Origin of the sequence: Mesorhizobium sp. YC-39 (assembly GCF_025753795.1) — a bacterium.
Lineage (GTDB): Bacteria > Pseudomonadota > Alphaproteobacteria > Rhizobiales > Rhizobiaceae > Mesorhizobium.
The window spans coordinates 741376-755961 of sequence record NZ_JAOWPS010000001.1 but is presented as its reverse complement, the minus strand read 5'-3'; the positions used below and the strand labels follow the sequence as shown (position 1 = coordinate 755961).

The following is a 14586-nucleotide window of genomic DNA, read 5'->3' as shown; positions in this document are numbered from 1 at the left end:
AACGCCTACACCGCGCCTTGCGCGCGGCCTCGAAGCAAAACCCCGCCGGATCGCTCCGGCGGGGTTTTTCTTTGGCCGGTGTCGGTCAGAGCCGAAGGCGGATACGCTCAGGCCCTGCCGTAGAGCGGCACCAGCGTGCCACTCATCGCCAGATTGGCCGGCGAGGCGAGATAGGCAATGGCCTCGGCGGCGGCTTCGAGGCTGACCCATCTGCCGAAATCTGCGTCGGGCATGTCAGCCCGGTTTGCCGGCGTGTCGAGGGTCGAGGGCGCAACCGCATTGACCAGAATGCCCTTACACTTCAGCTCTTCCGCCATCGCCAGCGTCATCGCCGCGACCGCCGCCTTGCTGGCGGCATAGGCGACCATGCCGGAGCCGCGCCTCGGATCGAGCCCGGCGCGCGCCGTGATGTTAACGATGCGTCCGGACGTCTCAGCCGCCAGCATCGAGCGTATCGCGGCGCGGCAGCACAAGAAGGTGGTGCGGGCGTTGGTGTCCATCATTTCGGCGAAGGACGCGGATTCGATCTTTTCCACCGGTGCCGCAGCAAAGCCGCCGGCCAGATGGATGGATGCCCACAAATCCGGAACGCCGTCATAAAACGCATCAACCTTGGCGGGGTCGGCGAGGTCGACATTATGCGCCAGCTTGACGCGCTCATGTGCCGGGTAGGGAAAATGCCCGGGCGCGGCGGCATGGGCGTTGGGCACATGGCAAATCGCGCCCTCACCCAGCAGTTTGCCGACAACCGCGCCGCCGAGCGCCCCGGTGCCGCCGGTGACCACAATATGCCTGCCGTCCAGTGTGTCCGTCATTTTCGACCGCTCCAGTCATTCTTGTACTTGCGCCGCGCCGGTGGCGAACCTCGCGCCTTTCGCGTCGTCACTCAACTGAAATTTCGTTGACGCTAGATCGTTCGGCCTAGATCAAGCAGCCGGCCATCCTTCGATGATCGCGTCCCATAGCAGGCGGTCCCCTGTCGCCGGCCGCGGGTTCCTGTGGGTCAGCTTGTGCAGCCAGAAACGATCGAAGACCGCGCGATGGGCGGCTTCATTGAATGGGGTGAAAAGCAGCCATTGCAGTTCGTGCGGCTGGTCCGCACTGATTTGCGGCATGCGCAGGAAATCGCGCCGAAGCCGCCGGTGCAGGAGCAGCGAGGCCTCGAAATGATAGGGGAACATGAAGTACTCATGAATCCTGTCATACTTCTTCCAGTAATCCGCCAGGCCGTGAAACACCGTTTCGACCAGCGGGTGTCCCTTGCGCGCGTGCATGAACCAGGTTTCCACCAGCCTCGGATGGCGGGTCGTCTCGCGCAGAATGTAGAAATCCTCGCGCTCGATTTCGGCTGGAACAGGCTGCCGCAGCAGGATCGTAGCGTCGAGCCATGTTCCGCCATGCCGATGAAGCAGGCTCAAGCGAATGAAATTGGAGAAATGCTGCCGGCTCATCAGGGCGCGTTTGTCCCAGATGTGGCCGGGCAGTTCGATATGGTTCTCGATGGTCTTGTCGTCGAGCACGACGAGCTGGCGATCGCCCCTGTTGCGCCGCACGGAGCGCAAGCATGCCTTGACCACCGGTGGCGCCTCGTCGGCGCCCTGCTCCCAAAACTGCCAGATCGGACCGAGGCTGCCGGCTGGCGTGCTGGCCGAGCACCATTGCGAATGGTCGACAGCAATGTGGCGAGCCCGCCAAAGGCTCTTGCGCGCATAACTCATGCAAAGCTTCGCGGCACGTTTGCGCAAAGGCCAAGGCAAGGCCAGTGAGGATGCGGCCCAGCGCGCCGGGGCGAGATACGGAGATGTCAGCGGATCGCGGTTCGGCTTGTGTTCGCTGGAAATCATCCGGCAGTCATGACATTTCCCGCCATGGTCAGTCGACGGTGATTTCGATGACATATGGCAGTCCGGTCGCCCGTGCACGCTTGAGTGCGTCAGCCAGATGGCCGATATCGGCGAGCCGTTCGGCGGCGATGCCATAGGCTTCGGCGAGCTTGCAGAAATCCGGCGGCGCGGGCGAGACGCCGACCGGCTCGACACCGACATCAAGCATCGAGGTTTCGATTTCACGATAGCCGCGATTGTTCCAGACCACGAAGATCACCGGCGCGGCCGCATCGAGCGCGGCACCCAGTTCCGGCAAGGTAAACTGGAAGCCGCCATCGCCGGTGAGGCAAACGACGGGCGCTTCGGGCACGGCAAGGGCGGCACCGATGGCCGCCGGCGGGCCGAAGCCCAGCGCGCCGAAGCCGGTGGCGGCATTGAACCAGCCGCCTGGCCGGTCGTGATCGTAGTAGAGATTGGCGGCGTAGACCGGCTGCGTCGAATCGCCGACGATGATGGCGCCCGGCAAGGCATCGCGGATCGTTTCCACCGCGCGTATCTGGGCGGTGAAGGCCGGGCTGAGTTCGGCGAGGGCCGCCTTTCGCGTTGCGGCGGCGCGAATCTTTCCGTCGCCCGACGCGGCGGGTCCGTCTAGCCGGCCGAGCAAGGCTTCGATCGCCTCGGCGCAATCCGCCTGGATGGAAACGGTGGCCGGGCGTCGGGCGAGCTGGTCGGCGCCGATGTCGATGCGGATCAGATTGGCCGGCGGGACAAAACCGCCGTCGCCATAGCCGTCATAGTCGGTCGGACCGAATTCGGTGCCGGCGGCGATGACCAGGTCAGCCTCTGCGATCAGCGCGCGCACCGCCTTCAGGCTGGGGCTCGCCGGCACGCCAAGGGGGTGGCGGTACAGCAGGCCGCGCGCATTGGTCGTCTGGACAACCGGCGCGCCGAGCCTTTCGGCAAGCCGCTTCAGCGGCGCCTCGGCCTTCTTGGCGCCGCCGCCGGCAAGGATGACAGGACGGCGGGCGGAAGCGCAAAGCTCTGCTGCCTCCGCTATCGCCGCCGCATCGGGCTCCGGCGGCCCCGCATTTGTCGGAAGATAGGAAATGCCGTCAGCCGGCTCGACCATGATGTCGGTCGGGATCTCGATATGGACCGGACCGGGACGTGACGACGAAAACAGGGAGAAGGCCCGCGCCAGCGCGCCGGGCAGTTCGTCGGCTCCGGTGATGCGATGCGAAAACAGCGCGACCTTCTCCATCATGCCGCGCTGATCGGGCAATTCGTGCAGATGGCCAAGCCCCTTGCCCAGCGTCGGCGTGGCGTTGACGCCCGATATCACCAGCATCGGCACCGAATCGGCGCGCGCCTGGCCCATGGCGGTAATGGTGTTGGTCAGCCCCGGCCCGGTGATAACGAAGGCGACGCCCGGCCTGCCGCTGGCGCGCGCGTAGCCGTCGGCCATGAAACCGGCGCCCTGCTCGTGGCGTGGCGTGACGTGGCGGATCTTCGACCGGGCCAGCCCGCGATAGAGCTCGATCGTATGCACGCCAGGAATGCCGAAGACGGTGTCGACACCGTGGGCTTCCAGCAAGGTGATGAGCGCTTCGCCGACTGTCGTCATTGCACGGCCATGGTCCGCGACCCGTATGTTTTACCCACCAAATGCTCCTGCGATGTCCCCTGCCGCCAATAACCACTACAGCAAGCTGTGATCAATGGTCCAAAAACCATGGTTGACGGAGGCAAGCGGAACGGTCCATCTTGAGAATGGGAATTCGGTACAGTGACGGTTAATGGGTAAAAGATTTCAGCAGCGACGGGTTCGGCCGTCCGACGAGGCGCCGGCAAGGTGATGGCGCCGGGCGCAGCACCCGCACTGAAACATATGGCGCAAAACAGCGCCGCCGAAGCCATCCATGTCGAAAACCTGCACAAGAAATTCGGCGAACTGCATGTGCTGAAGGGCGTTTCGCTGTCGGCGCGCGACGGCGAGGTCATCGCCATCATCGGCGGCTCAGGCTCGGGAAAGTCGACGCTGCTGCGCTGCATCAACTGCCTGGAGAACCCGACCAGCGGCATTATCCGCGTCAATGGCGAGGAGATCCGGCTGAAGGCTGACAGCCATGGCCATACCGTTCCGGCCGACCGCAAACAGATCGAACGCATCCGCTCCAAGCTCGGCATGGTCTTCCAGAATTTCAATCTTTGGAGCCACATGACGCTGATAGAGAATGTCATCGAGGTTCCGGTGCATGTGCTCGGCATCAAGCGCGAGGTGGCGATCGCCGAGGCCGAAAAGCTGCTCGCCCGCGTCGGGCTCGCCGAAAAGCGCGATGTCTATCCAGCCTATCTGTCGGGCGGCCAGCAGCAACGCGCGGCGATCGCCCGGGCGCTGGCCATCAACCCGCGCGTCATGCTGTTCGACGAGCCGACCTCGGCGCTCGATCCGGAGCTGGTCGGCGAGGTGCTGAAAGTGATCGGCGACCTGGCGCGCGAGGGCCGCACCATGGTGCTGGTTACTCACGAAATGAAGTTTGCCCGCGAGGTCGCGACGCATGTCGTCTACCTTTACAACGGGCTGGTCGAGGAAGAGGGGCCGCCAGAGCAGATTTTTGGCGCGCCCAAATCCGAAAGGCTCAAGCAGTTCATCCGCAACATCGGCTAGGCCTTGGGCGGACGAAAAACGGGAACAACAACAAACTGGGAGTCATGACATGAAAACTGTTTTGAAGACATTGGCCGCAGCGCTTCTGCTCGGCGTCGCCGCGATGGGCGTGGCCAAGGCCGATCCGGTCAAGATCGGCGTCGCCGCCGAACCCTATCCGCCCTTCGCCTCGCCGGACGCCTCGGGCAAATGGGTCGGCTGGGAGATCGAATTCATCGACGCCGTCTGCGCCGAGGAGAAGCTCGACTGCGTCATCACCCCCGTCGCCTGGGACGGCATCATCCCGGCGCTGACGACCAAAAAGATCGATGTCATCGCCGGCTCGATGTCGATCACCGCCGAGCGCGAGAAGACGATCGCCTTCTCGGACAAATATTACAACACCCCGACCGGCATCATCGGGCCGAAGGACCAGAAGTTCGGCGCCACGCCAGATGACCTCAAGGGCAAGGTGATCGGCGTCCAGGTCTCGACCGTGCATGCCGTCTACGCCAAGAAGCACTTCACCGGAGCGGCGGAAATCAAGGAATACCAGACCCAGGACGAAGCCAACCAGGATCTCGCCGCCGGCCGCGTCGACGCGGTGCAGGCCGATGCCATCGCACTTGGCGAGTTTCTGAAATCCGACCAGGGCAAGGCGTGCTGCGACATGAAGGGCAACGTGGCTCCGGACCTCGAAGTTCTCGGGCCGGGCGTCGGCGCCGGCATCCGCAAGGAGGACACCGAGCTGAAGGACAAGATCAACGCCGGCATCAAGGCCATCCGCGCCAACGGCAAATATGCCGAGATCACCAAGAAATACTTCGACTTCGACGTCTATGGTGACGACCCGCAGTCGAACTGACCGGCAAGCATAAGCTTGTGACCGCGCGGCGCCCTGCGCGCCGTGCGGTCTCGCCTGAACCCATCCACGCCGGCTCCGCTGACGAGAACGACCAGCGGCTGGCGCCAGCAATTCGGGGGCGACGCTGATCGACGCATTCCTTCCGGCCTGGGCGGCCGGCACCATCGAGCTTCTCTCGCCCACGCCGCCGGGCTGGGGCGGAACGCTTTTGGTCGGTCTGCTGCACACGATCGAGATCGCGATCGGCGCCACCTGCCTCGGCCTTTTGATCGGCATCGGCGGCGCCTATGGCAAGCTCTACGGCGGCCCGGTGGTGCGCGATCTCCTGGCGGTCTATACGACGGTGGTGCGCGCCGTGCCGGAACTGGTGCTGATCCTGCTGCTCTATTATGCCGGCACCGACCTGATCAACCAGGTGCTGGCGGCGATGGGTTACCAGCGCATCGACATTAGCGGGCTGGCGGCAGGCATCGCCGTACTCGGTTTCGTTCAGGGCGCCTATTCGACCGAGGTGATCCGCGGCGCCATCCTTTCCATCCCGCAGGGCCAGATCGAGGCCGCAAGAGCCTACGGCATGTCTCCCGGCCTGCTGTTGCGGCGCATCACGCTGCCGGCGATGCTGCCTTTCGCAATACCCGGCCTTGCCAATCTCTGGCTGATCGCCACCAAGGACACCGCGCTGCTCGCCGTGGTCGGCTTCTACGAGCTGACCTTGGCCACGCGGCAAGCGGCGGGGGTGACCAAAGCCTATCTCACGTTCTACCTGGCCGCGGGCGCGATCTACCTTCTGGTCACGCTGATCTCCAATCTGATCATCGGCCGGATCGAAACCCGGGCTCGGCGCGGTATGCCTTCGCTCAAGGAGGCACGCTGATGGCTGGTGAAGCGGCCCTCATCAACGTCGCCGCGCGAACGTCGCTGTGGCTGCAGCCGCATCGCATCGTGCTCATTCTGATCGCGCTTGGGCTGGTTCTGGCGGCCGCCTTCTTCATGCGATGGGACTGGCTGCCGCAATATTACGAAGCGGGATTGCTCGGCATCTGGCGTGCGCTGTGGATCCTCGCCGTCACCTGCGTGCTGGGCTTCCTGCTCGCCGTGCCGCTCGGGCTGGCGCAGGCCGCCGGTCCCTTCTGGTTCGCGGCACCCGCCAAGGTCTTCTGCACCATTATCAGGGGAACACCGCTGCTCTTGCAGCTGTGGCTGCTCTATTATGGGTTGGGTTCGCTGTTTCCGCAGTATCCCTGGATACGCGAATCCTGGATGTGGCCGTATCTGCGGCAAGCATGGCCCTATGGCGTGCTGGCGCTGACCTTATCCTTTGCCGGCTATGAGGGCGAGGTGATGCGCGGCGCCTTTGCCGGTGTGCCCAAGGGGCAATTGGAAGCCGCCCGGGCCTTCGGCATGAGCCGCTGGAAGGCTTTCCGGCGCATCTGGCTGCCGCAAGCCTTCTACCGGGCGCTGCCGACGCTGACCGGCGAAACGGTGCTGCAGCTGAAATCGACGCCGCTGGTTGCGACCATCAGCGTGATCGACATTTTCGCCGTCTCGTCGAAGGTGCGGCAGGACACCTACCTGACCTATGAACCCTTGCTGCTCCTGGCGTTGATCTATATGGCGATCACCGGCATCCTCGTCTTTGCCTTCGGCAGGATCGAAGCGCGGATTCCGAACAAGATCGGTTAGGGTTTTAGTGAGTAGTCGGTAGTGAGTAGTGCGCTGGCAACCACTTTCACTACTCACTAATCCCTACCTACTACTCACTAGAGGCAGTCGCTATGCAACTCAGTCTCGACCAGGCAACAGGACTGTGCCGGATGGCCGCGCTCGGCGCCGGCGCCAACGAGGAGAACGCGCAGTCGCTTGCCGCCTCCATCGTTGCGGCCGAAGCGGAAGGGCTCGCCACGGTCGGGCTCACGCATTTCATCGATTATCTGGAAGCGCTCGAGGCTGGCCGCATCGACGGCAAGGCCGAGCCGGTCGTCACCAGGCCGGCACTCGCGGTCTATCTCTCGGATGCGCGCGGCGGTCTTGCCCATACCGGCTTCGACCGGACGATCGACGATCTCGCCAAGGCGGCGCGCCTGTTCGGCGTCGCCATCTTTTCGCAGAAGAACGCCTATACATGCGGCGCGCTCGGCTATTTCACCGGGCGGCTGGCTGCCCAGGGGCTGGTCTGCTTCGCCGCGACCAACGGGCCGGCCGTGCTTGCCGGCTCCGGCTCGGTCAAGCCGGTCTACTGCACCAACCCGATGTCCTTTGCCGCACCCGCCGCCGACGGCGCGCCGCTGGTCATCGACCAGTCGTCAAGCGCCACCGCTTTCGTCAATATCCGCAAGGCGGCCGAGGACGGCAAGAAGATCCCGGAGGGCTGGGCGCTGGACGCCAGTGGCAACCCGACCACCGATCCGGCGGCCGCCATGAAAGGCGCCATGCTTGCCTTCGGCGGCCAGCGCGGCGCCAACATCGCGCTGATGGTGGAAGTGCTGGCGGCCGGTCTTTCGGGCGCCAACTGGTCGCTCGACGCGCCGTGGTTCAGCGGCGGGCCGGACAGTCCGGGGACCGGCCTCTTCGTGCTGGCCGTCGAACCGAAGCTGCTCGATCCGGATTTCGAAAAACGCATGAAGAGCCAGCTCGACCGCTTGCGGCGGCGCTACGGCGTGCATGTGCCCGGCCGCGCCCGGGCCGAAGCCGCGGAGAAGGCGGCGGCGCGCGGCATAACGGCGCCCAAGGCCGTGGTGCAGCGTATTTCCGAATTCGCCGAGCGCTATTCGGGCTGACAGAACCCTTCAGCATTGGATGAATGACCGCCGGCTTTCCAGCCGGAATATCGCCACGCACGTTTCTTCCGCTCTTGCTGAACCTTTTCCCGGCTGACGCGACAGATCCATGTCCAAGGCAAACTTAATTCGTCTTGGACTCGTTGCTTAAAGTGCCGCTCGATCAGCCATGACGAGATTGGCGGCGCCGTGTCGATGCCAGGGATGGGATGGGCGTACTTGCTTTGCGCCCTCCTGATACCGTCTCAGGTCAGGCCGCTCCGTCGGCTCCTGGCTTCGCATGAAGTCGCCCGGAAAACCCCGCTTCGGCGGGGTTTTCTGCTTTTCAGCACTCAAAGCAGAAACATGCTGTTCGTGGTCAACTTTTGTTCATTTGACATAGCCGGACCCGTCGGGCGTTTGCGAAGGATCGGCAAGAAAGAGGAGCCACGATGTCCGCAACTACCGAGAATTCCCGCAAAAGCCTTATCATCCCATCCCTTGGTGGCCTGTATTCGGCCTTGCATGATTCCGGCGAGACACTGCTGCGCGCCGTGGCCGGAATCTTTCTCACCATCCACGGCTCGCAAAAGATCACCGACCCGTTCGGCGCCGCCGAGATGGTCGAAGGCCTCGGCTTTTATCCCGGCGCCTTCTGGTCGCTGCTGCTGGCCTGCACCGAATTCTTCGGCGGCATCTTCATCGCCATCGGCTTTGTGACCCGTCCGGCCGCCTTTGCCGGGCTGTTCGTGCTTCTGGTCACCGTCTGGTTCCATTGGGTCACCATGGGCCAGGGTTTTTCCGGCGCCGAAAAGTCGCTGCTTTGGGCGGCGGTCCTGCTGTTCTTCGTCATCCGTGGCGGCAATCGCCACTCGGTCGACGCGCGCATCGGCAAGGCGTTCTGACCCGGCTTTGTTAGACGCAATTCCCTAGGGAAAGCGCTACGCGCTTTTCCCGGGAAAACCGCTTCACACTTTTCCTGGAATTGCTCTAAACCAAGCGCATGGGCGACGACACGTCGCCCTTTGCCTTTGGCGCGAAACGGACTATGAAACGGCTCAGCCAAGCCATCTGGAAAGCGCGCTGGAGCCAGACATGACCGAAATCCTGCAGACCCCCAAGCTCATCGTTGTCTTTGGCGGGTCCGGCTTTGTCGGCCGCCACGTCGTGCGGGCGCTGGCCAAGCGCGGCTATCGCATCAGGGTTCCCGTCCGCCGGCCCGATCTCGCCGGCCATCTGCAGCCGCTCGGCAATGTCGGCCAGATCCAGCCAGTGCAGGCCAATGTGCGCGTGCGCTGGTCGGTCGACCGCGCCGTGCAAGGCGCCGACCATGTCATCAACCTGGTCGCCATACTGCATGAGAGCGGCCGGCAGAAATTCACCTCCGTGCACGAGTTCGGCTCTCGCGCCGTCGCCGAAGCGGCACGCGCCGTCGGCGCCGGCCTCACCCATATTTCGGCGCTGGGCGCCGATCTCAATTCGCAATCGGACTATGCGCGCACCAAGGCGCTCGGCGAAAAGGCTGTGCTGGAGACGATCGGGGATGCCGTCATCTTCAGGCCGTCGATCAATTTCGGGCCCGAAGATGCCTTCTTCAACCGCTTCGCCAATATGGCGCGCTATTCGCCGGTGCTGCCGCTGATTGGCGGCGGCCAGACCAAATTCCAGCCGGTCTATGTCGGCGATGTCGCCGAAGCGGTAGCGCGTTCGGTCGAAGGCAAGGTCGAGGGCGGCCAGATCTACGAGCTCGGCGGGCCGCAGGTGCTGACCTTCAAGGAGTGCATGGAAGAGCTGCTGACCGTGATCGAGCGCAACCGGCTGCTGGTGCCGGTGCCGTGGTGGGTGGCGAACATGCAGGCATCGATCCTCGGCCTTTTGCCCAATCCGCTGCTGACCAAGGATCAGGTCCTGCAACTGCGCGAGCATAATATCGTCTCCGACAAGGCCGCCAAGGAAGGCCGGACGCTTGTCGGCCTCGGCATCCAGCCGCAATCGATCGGAACCATCCTGCCAAGCTATCTCTGGCGCTTCCGCGCCGCCGGTCAGTTCCAGCGCAAATCCGCAGCCTAATTCGCGTTACGAACGGCGCGGCGTGACCTGCATCGGCAGGCCGCCCTGCGGCTGCGTGGTCAGTTTCTGTACCGGCCACGGCTTGGTCTCGGCCGTGGTGTCGAAGCGGAAACGCGACAGCATGATGGCCAGCGCGATGACCGCCTCCTGCATGGCAAAGCTGGCGCCGATGCACACACGTGGGCCGGCGCCGAACGGCAGATACTGGAAGCGGTCGATCTTTTCGCGATTTCCCGGATGGAAGCGTTCCGGCATGAAGGCGTCGGGCCTGTCCCACAGCTTGCGATGGCGGTGGACGACCCACGGCATCACCAGCACGGCGGCATGCCGAGGGATATAGAGGCCGTTCCAGGTTTCGGGCTCGATCGGCTCGCGGTTGATCGACGGCGCCGGCGGATAGAGCCTCAGCGCCTCGTCGAAGGCGGCGCGGGCGAGCGGCATGGCGTCGAGCCATTTCGTCGGGTCGGGTTCGCGCGCCAGCACCGCATCGATCTCGCGCTCGATTTTTTCCCGCTCCCACGGCGCTTCGGCCAGGCAATAGAGCGTCCAGCCAAGCGCTCGCGCCGTGGTCTCGTGGCCAGCACCGATGAAGGTGATGATGTTGTCCTCGACCTCGGCCCGCGTCAGCCCGTCCGGGCCTTCGGCGCGCAGCAGAAGCGTGAGGAAATCCTGCGGCGCCGTGTCGGGATCGCGTTTCAGCCGCTCTTCGCGCAGCTTGACGGTGTCGGTGACGATCTTGCGGAAATAGGCCATGGTCTTGCGGCCGCGGATACGGGTCAGGCGCGGCAGCCATTCGGGCGCCCGCAACAGATCGAGCGGATCGACCCGGCCCATGGTCTCGAACAGGCGGTCGATCTCCTTGGCGAAACTGCCCGGTTCGCCCGCTATCTCGCCGGAAAACAGCGTCTCGGCCAGGATGTCGAAAGTGAGCAGCGTCATGTCATGGGCGATGTCCGAGGTGCCGCCGTCCTCGTAGCGCGTGACGAACTCCAGCGTGCGCTTCAGCATCGGCCCGGCGAAACCGAAGATATGGCGCGGCGTGAACACCGGCGCCATCGCCTTGCGCGAGCGCTTCCACACCTCGCCCTCGGCGGTCAGCAGGCCGTCGCGCAGGATCGGGCGCAGGATCAACTGGCGCACCGTCGCCATCTTGTAATTTTTCGCGTTGTCGACCAGCACGTGGCGGATGAGGCCGGGATCGTTGGCGATGACCAACGGCCCGCCGATGCCGGTCACCGATATCCAGGGTTCGTTGTAGGTCGGCTCGCCCCACAGTTCGAGCGGGTTGCGGTAGACGATGCGGATCATCTCCAGCGTCGAAGGCGGCGATTTGCGCGGCTTCGGCGCCGGCGGGACGAAGGGGGCGGGCTGACTGTCCATGGCGTGCTCCGCTGGCGACCTCAATGTAGTGACTGGCAAGGCAGGCGTCCATGTGACCGAACAGGCCGGCTTACTCATGCGGTAAAGAGATGAAATGTTTCGGCAAATGACCGGGCCGGGGCGGTTCGACTTGCGCTTGCTGTTTGCCTTGCTGCTGATCCTCTCGACGACCGCCGCTGCCGTGGCGGAGCGGCGCGTGGCGCTGGTCATGGCCGACGACGACTGTCGGCTGGCCCAGCCGCTGGCCATGCTTTCCAAGGCGCTCGACATGACGCTGGAAGCTCGACCGGAGCGGGCGGCTGGCGCCACGATACAAGTTCATGATCAAATTTCTCAGGGAGCGACTGGCAAAAGCAAAATAGAGCCGGATCAAGGCTCGCTTCCACCGCCCGGGCATTCCCGCCGGAAATGCTTGCAAACCTTGGAAAAACCGCCTTTTGCCACTATATCTAGGACATCAAAGCGGCGCGATTCGCAGCCATATTCTCGCGCTGGACAAGCGGCATCAATCAGACAGGTTTTCATGAGCGACCAGATCGACAACGCCACCGGCGCTGAGGCCGAATACGGCGCCGATTCCATCAAGGTTTTGAAGGGGTTGGATGCCGTGCGCAAGCGGCCAGGCATGTATATCGGCGATACCGACGACGGCTCGGGCCTGCATCACATGGTCTATGAGGTGGTCGACAACGCCATCGACGAGGCGCTGGCCGGCCATGCCGACCTCGTCACGGTGACGCTCAACCCCGACGGTTCGGTGACGGTTATCGACAATGGCCGCGGCATTCCGACCGATATCCACACCGGCGAAGGCATTTCGGCGGCCGAAGTGATCATGACGCAGCTGCATGCCGGCGGCAAATTCGACCAGAATTCCTACAAGGTGTCCGGCGGCCTGCATGGCGTCGGCGTCTCGGTGGTCAACGCACTGTCGGCCTGGCTAAAACTGAAGATCCGCCGCAACGGCCAGATCTTCGAGATGAGCTTCACACATGGCAATGCCGACGCGCCGCTGAAAGTCACCGGCAGCTACGAGCAGCAAAAGGTTGCCGGCACCTATGATGGGCGCAGCGGCAGCGAGATCACCTTTTTTCCGTCGTCCGAAACCTTCACCATGGTCGAGTTCGACTTCGCCACGCTGGAGCACCGGCTGCGCGAGCTCGCCTTCCTGAATTCCGGCGTGCGCATTGTGCTGACCGATGCGCGCCATGCCGACATCGTGCGCCACGAGCTGCATTATGATGGCGGGCTGGAAGAGTTCGTCAAATATCTCGACCGGGTCAAGAAGCCGCTGATCGACAAGCCGATTGCCATCAAGGCCGAGCGCGACGGCATCACCGTCGAAGTGGCCATGTGGTGGAACGACAGCTACCACGAGAACGTGCTGGCCTTCACCAACAACATCCCGCAGCGCGATGGCGGCACGCATCTGGCCGGTTTCCGCGGCGCGCTGACGCGCCAGATCACCGGCTATGGCGACTCCTCGGGCCTGACCAAGAAGGAAAAGGTGGCGCTGATCGGCGACGATTGCCGCGAGGGCTTGACGGCGGTGCTTTCGGTCAAGGTCCCCGATCCGAAATTCTCCTCGCAGACCAAGGACAAGCTGGTCTCGTCGGAAGTCCGCCCGGTGGTGGAAGGGCTGGTCAACGAGGCGCTCGGCACCTGGCTGGAAGAACACCCGACCGAGGGCAAGGTGGTCATCGAGAAGGTCATCCAGGCCGCCGCTGCGCGCGAAGCCGCGCGCAAGGCGCGCGACATCACCCGCAAGAGCTCTCTCGGCGTTACCTCACTGCCGGGCAAACTGGCCGACTGCCAGGAACGCGACCCGGCGAAATCCGAAATCTTCATCGTCGAGGGTGACTCGGCCGGCGGCTCGGCCAAGGGCGGCCGTTCGCGCCAGAACCAGGCCATCCTTCCCTTGCGCGGCAAGATCCTCAATGTCGAGCGGGCACGTTTCGACCGCATGCTCGGTTCCGAGATGATCGGCACGCTGATCACCGCACTTGGCACCTCGATCGGCAAGGACGAATTCAATGCCGATAAATTGCGCTACCACAAGATCATCCTGATGACCGACGCCGACGTCGACGGCGCCCACATCCGCACCTTGCTGCTCACCTTCTTCTTCCGGCAGATGCCGGAGCTGATCGAGCGCGGCCATCTCTATATCGCCCAGCCGCCGCTCTACAAAGTGACGCGTGGCAAGAGCTCGCAATACATCAAGGACGAGAGCGCCTTCGAGGAATTCCTGATCGGATCGGGGCTGGAAGAGGCGTCGCTTTCGCTTGGCTCAGGCGAAGTGCGTGCTGGACAGGATCTGCGCGCCGCCATCGACGACGCGCTGGCGGTGCGGCAGCTGATCAACGGGCTGCACACGCGCTATAACAGGGGCGTGGTCGAGCAGGCGGCGATCGCCGGCGCGCTCAACCCCGATGTGCTTGCCGATCTCGGCCGCGCCAACGCCATGGCCGACCGTGTCGCCAAGCGCCTCGACATTATCGCCGAGGACACCGAGCGCGGCTGGACCGGCCGCATGTCAACCTCGAACGAAGGCGTCGGCGGCTATGTGTTCGAGCGCACCGTGCGCAGCGTCAGGGAATTCGCTCAGCTCGATCTCGGGCTGATCAATTCGGCTGACGCCCGCCAGCTCGACCGCTATGCGCCGCGCCTAGCCGAAGTGTACGGGACACCACCGGTGCTGCGCCGCAAGGATGTGTCCGAGACCATTTCGGGACCGCTGGCGCTGCTCAACGCGGTCTTTGCCACCGGCCGCAAGGGCCTGACGATGCAGCGCTACAAGGGCCTCGGCGAAATGAACGCCGAGCAGCTCTGGGAAACGACGCTCGACCCGAATGTGCGCTCGCTGCTGCAGGTCAAGGTCAATGATGCGACGGACGCCGACTCGCTGTTCTCGCGGCTGATGGGCGACGAGGTCGAGCCCAGGCGCGAATTCATCCAGGACAACGCATTGTCGGTGGCCAATCTGGATATTTGAGCTGTCCGTCTGCCGGCGATTGCTCCCCTCGCACTGACTGCCGGCCG

The 14586-nt window shown here is 63.9% G+C and carries 13 protein-coding genes; 8 read left to right on the top strand and 5 right to left on the bottom strand.

The annotated features are described in order from the left end of the window. Window positions 1-107 precede the first annotated feature (107 nt). The 3 genes from OHD62_RS03625 to OHD62_RS03615 all read right to left on the bottom strand — a co-directional run bounded on the left by OHD62_RS03625 (window position 108) and on the right by OHD62_RS03615 (window position 3450). Window positions 108-815: an SDR family NAD(P)-dependent oxidoreductase gene (locus OHD62_RS03625; RefSeq protein ID WP_263781008.1), complete on the bottom strand. Its 708-nt coding sequence runs from the start codon at window positions 813-815 to the stop codon at window positions 108-110. Window positions 816-926: 111 nt separating this feature from the next. Then, window positions 927-1718 (bottom strand): capsular polysaccharide synthesis protein, encoded by a 792-nt coding sequence (locus OHD62_RS03620; protein ID WP_263781007.1) that lies wholly within the window; start codon window positions 1716-1718, stop codon window positions 927-929. 154 nt (window positions 1719-1872) lie between these two features. After that, a complete protein-coding gene (locus tag OHD62_RS03615; RefSeq protein ID WP_263781005.1) occupies window positions 1873-3450 on the bottom strand; it encodes a 5-guanidino-2-oxopentanoate decarboxylase in 1578 nt (525 codons plus the stop codon). 231 nt (window positions 3451-3681) lie between these two features. Here OHD62_RS03615 and OHD62_RS03610 point away from each other — a divergent pair, with 231 nt between their 5' ends. The 7 genes from OHD62_RS03610 to OHD62_RS03580 all read left to right on the top strand — a co-directional run bounded on the left by OHD62_RS03610 (window position 3682) and on the right by OHD62_RS03580 (window position 10164). Then, entirely contained in the window at window positions 3682-4494 is an 813-nt protein-coding gene (locus tag OHD62_RS03610) for an ABC transporter ATP-binding protein (RefSeq protein ID WP_318528590.1), read from the top strand. Window positions 4495-4543: 49 nt separating this feature from the next. Further along, the gene (locus OHD62_RS03605; protein WP_263781004.1) at window positions 4544-5338 is read left to right on the top strand and encodes a transporter substrate-binding domain-containing protein; all 795 of its coding nucleotides are present in this window, start codon (window positions 4544-4546) and stop codon (window positions 5336-5338) included. 208 nt (window positions 5339-5546) lie between these two features. Next, window positions 5547-6212, top strand: coding sequence for an ABC transporter permease (locus OHD62_RS03600; protein WP_263781003.1), 666 nt, complete (start codon window positions 5547-5549; stop codon window positions 6210-6212). Continuing rightward, window positions 6212-7021, top strand: coding sequence for an ABC transporter permease (locus OHD62_RS03595; RefSeq protein WP_263781002.1), 810 nt, complete (start codon window positions 6212-6214; stop codon window positions 7019-7021). The genes OHD62_RS03600 and OHD62_RS03595 overlap by 1 nt, the downstream gene beginning before the upstream one ends. A 92-nt stretch (window positions 7022-7113) precedes the next feature. Continuing rightward, on the top strand, window positions 7114-8115 hold the full coding sequence (locus OHD62_RS03590; RefSeq protein WP_263781001.1) for an Ldh family oxidoreductase: 1002 nt from the start codon (window positions 7114-7116) through the stop codon (window positions 8113-8115). Window positions 8116-8546: 431 nt separating this feature from the next. Further along, a complete protein-coding gene (locus tag OHD62_RS03585) occupies window positions 8547-8999 on the top strand; it encodes a DoxX family protein (protein ID WP_263781000.1) in 453 nt (150 codons plus the stop codon). 190 nt (window positions 9000-9189) lie between these two features. Further along, on the top strand, window positions 9190-10164 hold the full coding sequence (locus tag OHD62_RS03580) for a complex I NDUFA9 subunit family protein (RefSeq protein ID WP_263780999.1): 975 nt from the start codon (window positions 9190-9192) through the stop codon (window positions 10162-10164). A gap of 6 nt (window positions 10165-10170) precedes the next feature. On the opposite strand, the gene OHD62_RS03575 is transcribed toward OHD62_RS03580, so the two are convergent. Together OHD62_RS03575 and OHD62_RS03570 are read right to left on the bottom strand one after the other, a co-directional pair. Continuing rightward, entirely contained in the window at window positions 10171-11544 is a 1374-nt protein-coding gene (locus OHD62_RS03575) for a cytochrome P450 (protein ID WP_263780998.1), read from the bottom strand. Between the two features lie 70 nt (window positions 11545-11614). Continuing rightward, window positions 11615-11917 (bottom strand): hypothetical protein, encoded by a 303-nt coding sequence (locus OHD62_RS03570; protein ID WP_263780997.1) that lies wholly within the window; start codon window positions 11915-11917, stop codon window positions 11615-11617. A gap of 150 nt (window positions 11918-12067) precedes the next feature. Between OHD62_RS03570 and gyrB the strand changes: the two genes are divergently transcribed. Then, window positions 12068-14539, top strand: coding sequence for a DNA topoisomerase (ATP-hydrolyzing) subunit B (gene gyrB, locus OHD62_RS03565; RefSeq protein WP_263780996.1), 2472 nt, complete (start codon window positions 12068-12070; stop codon window positions 14537-14539). The last annotated feature ends 47 nt before the right edge of the window (window positions 14540-14586 follow it).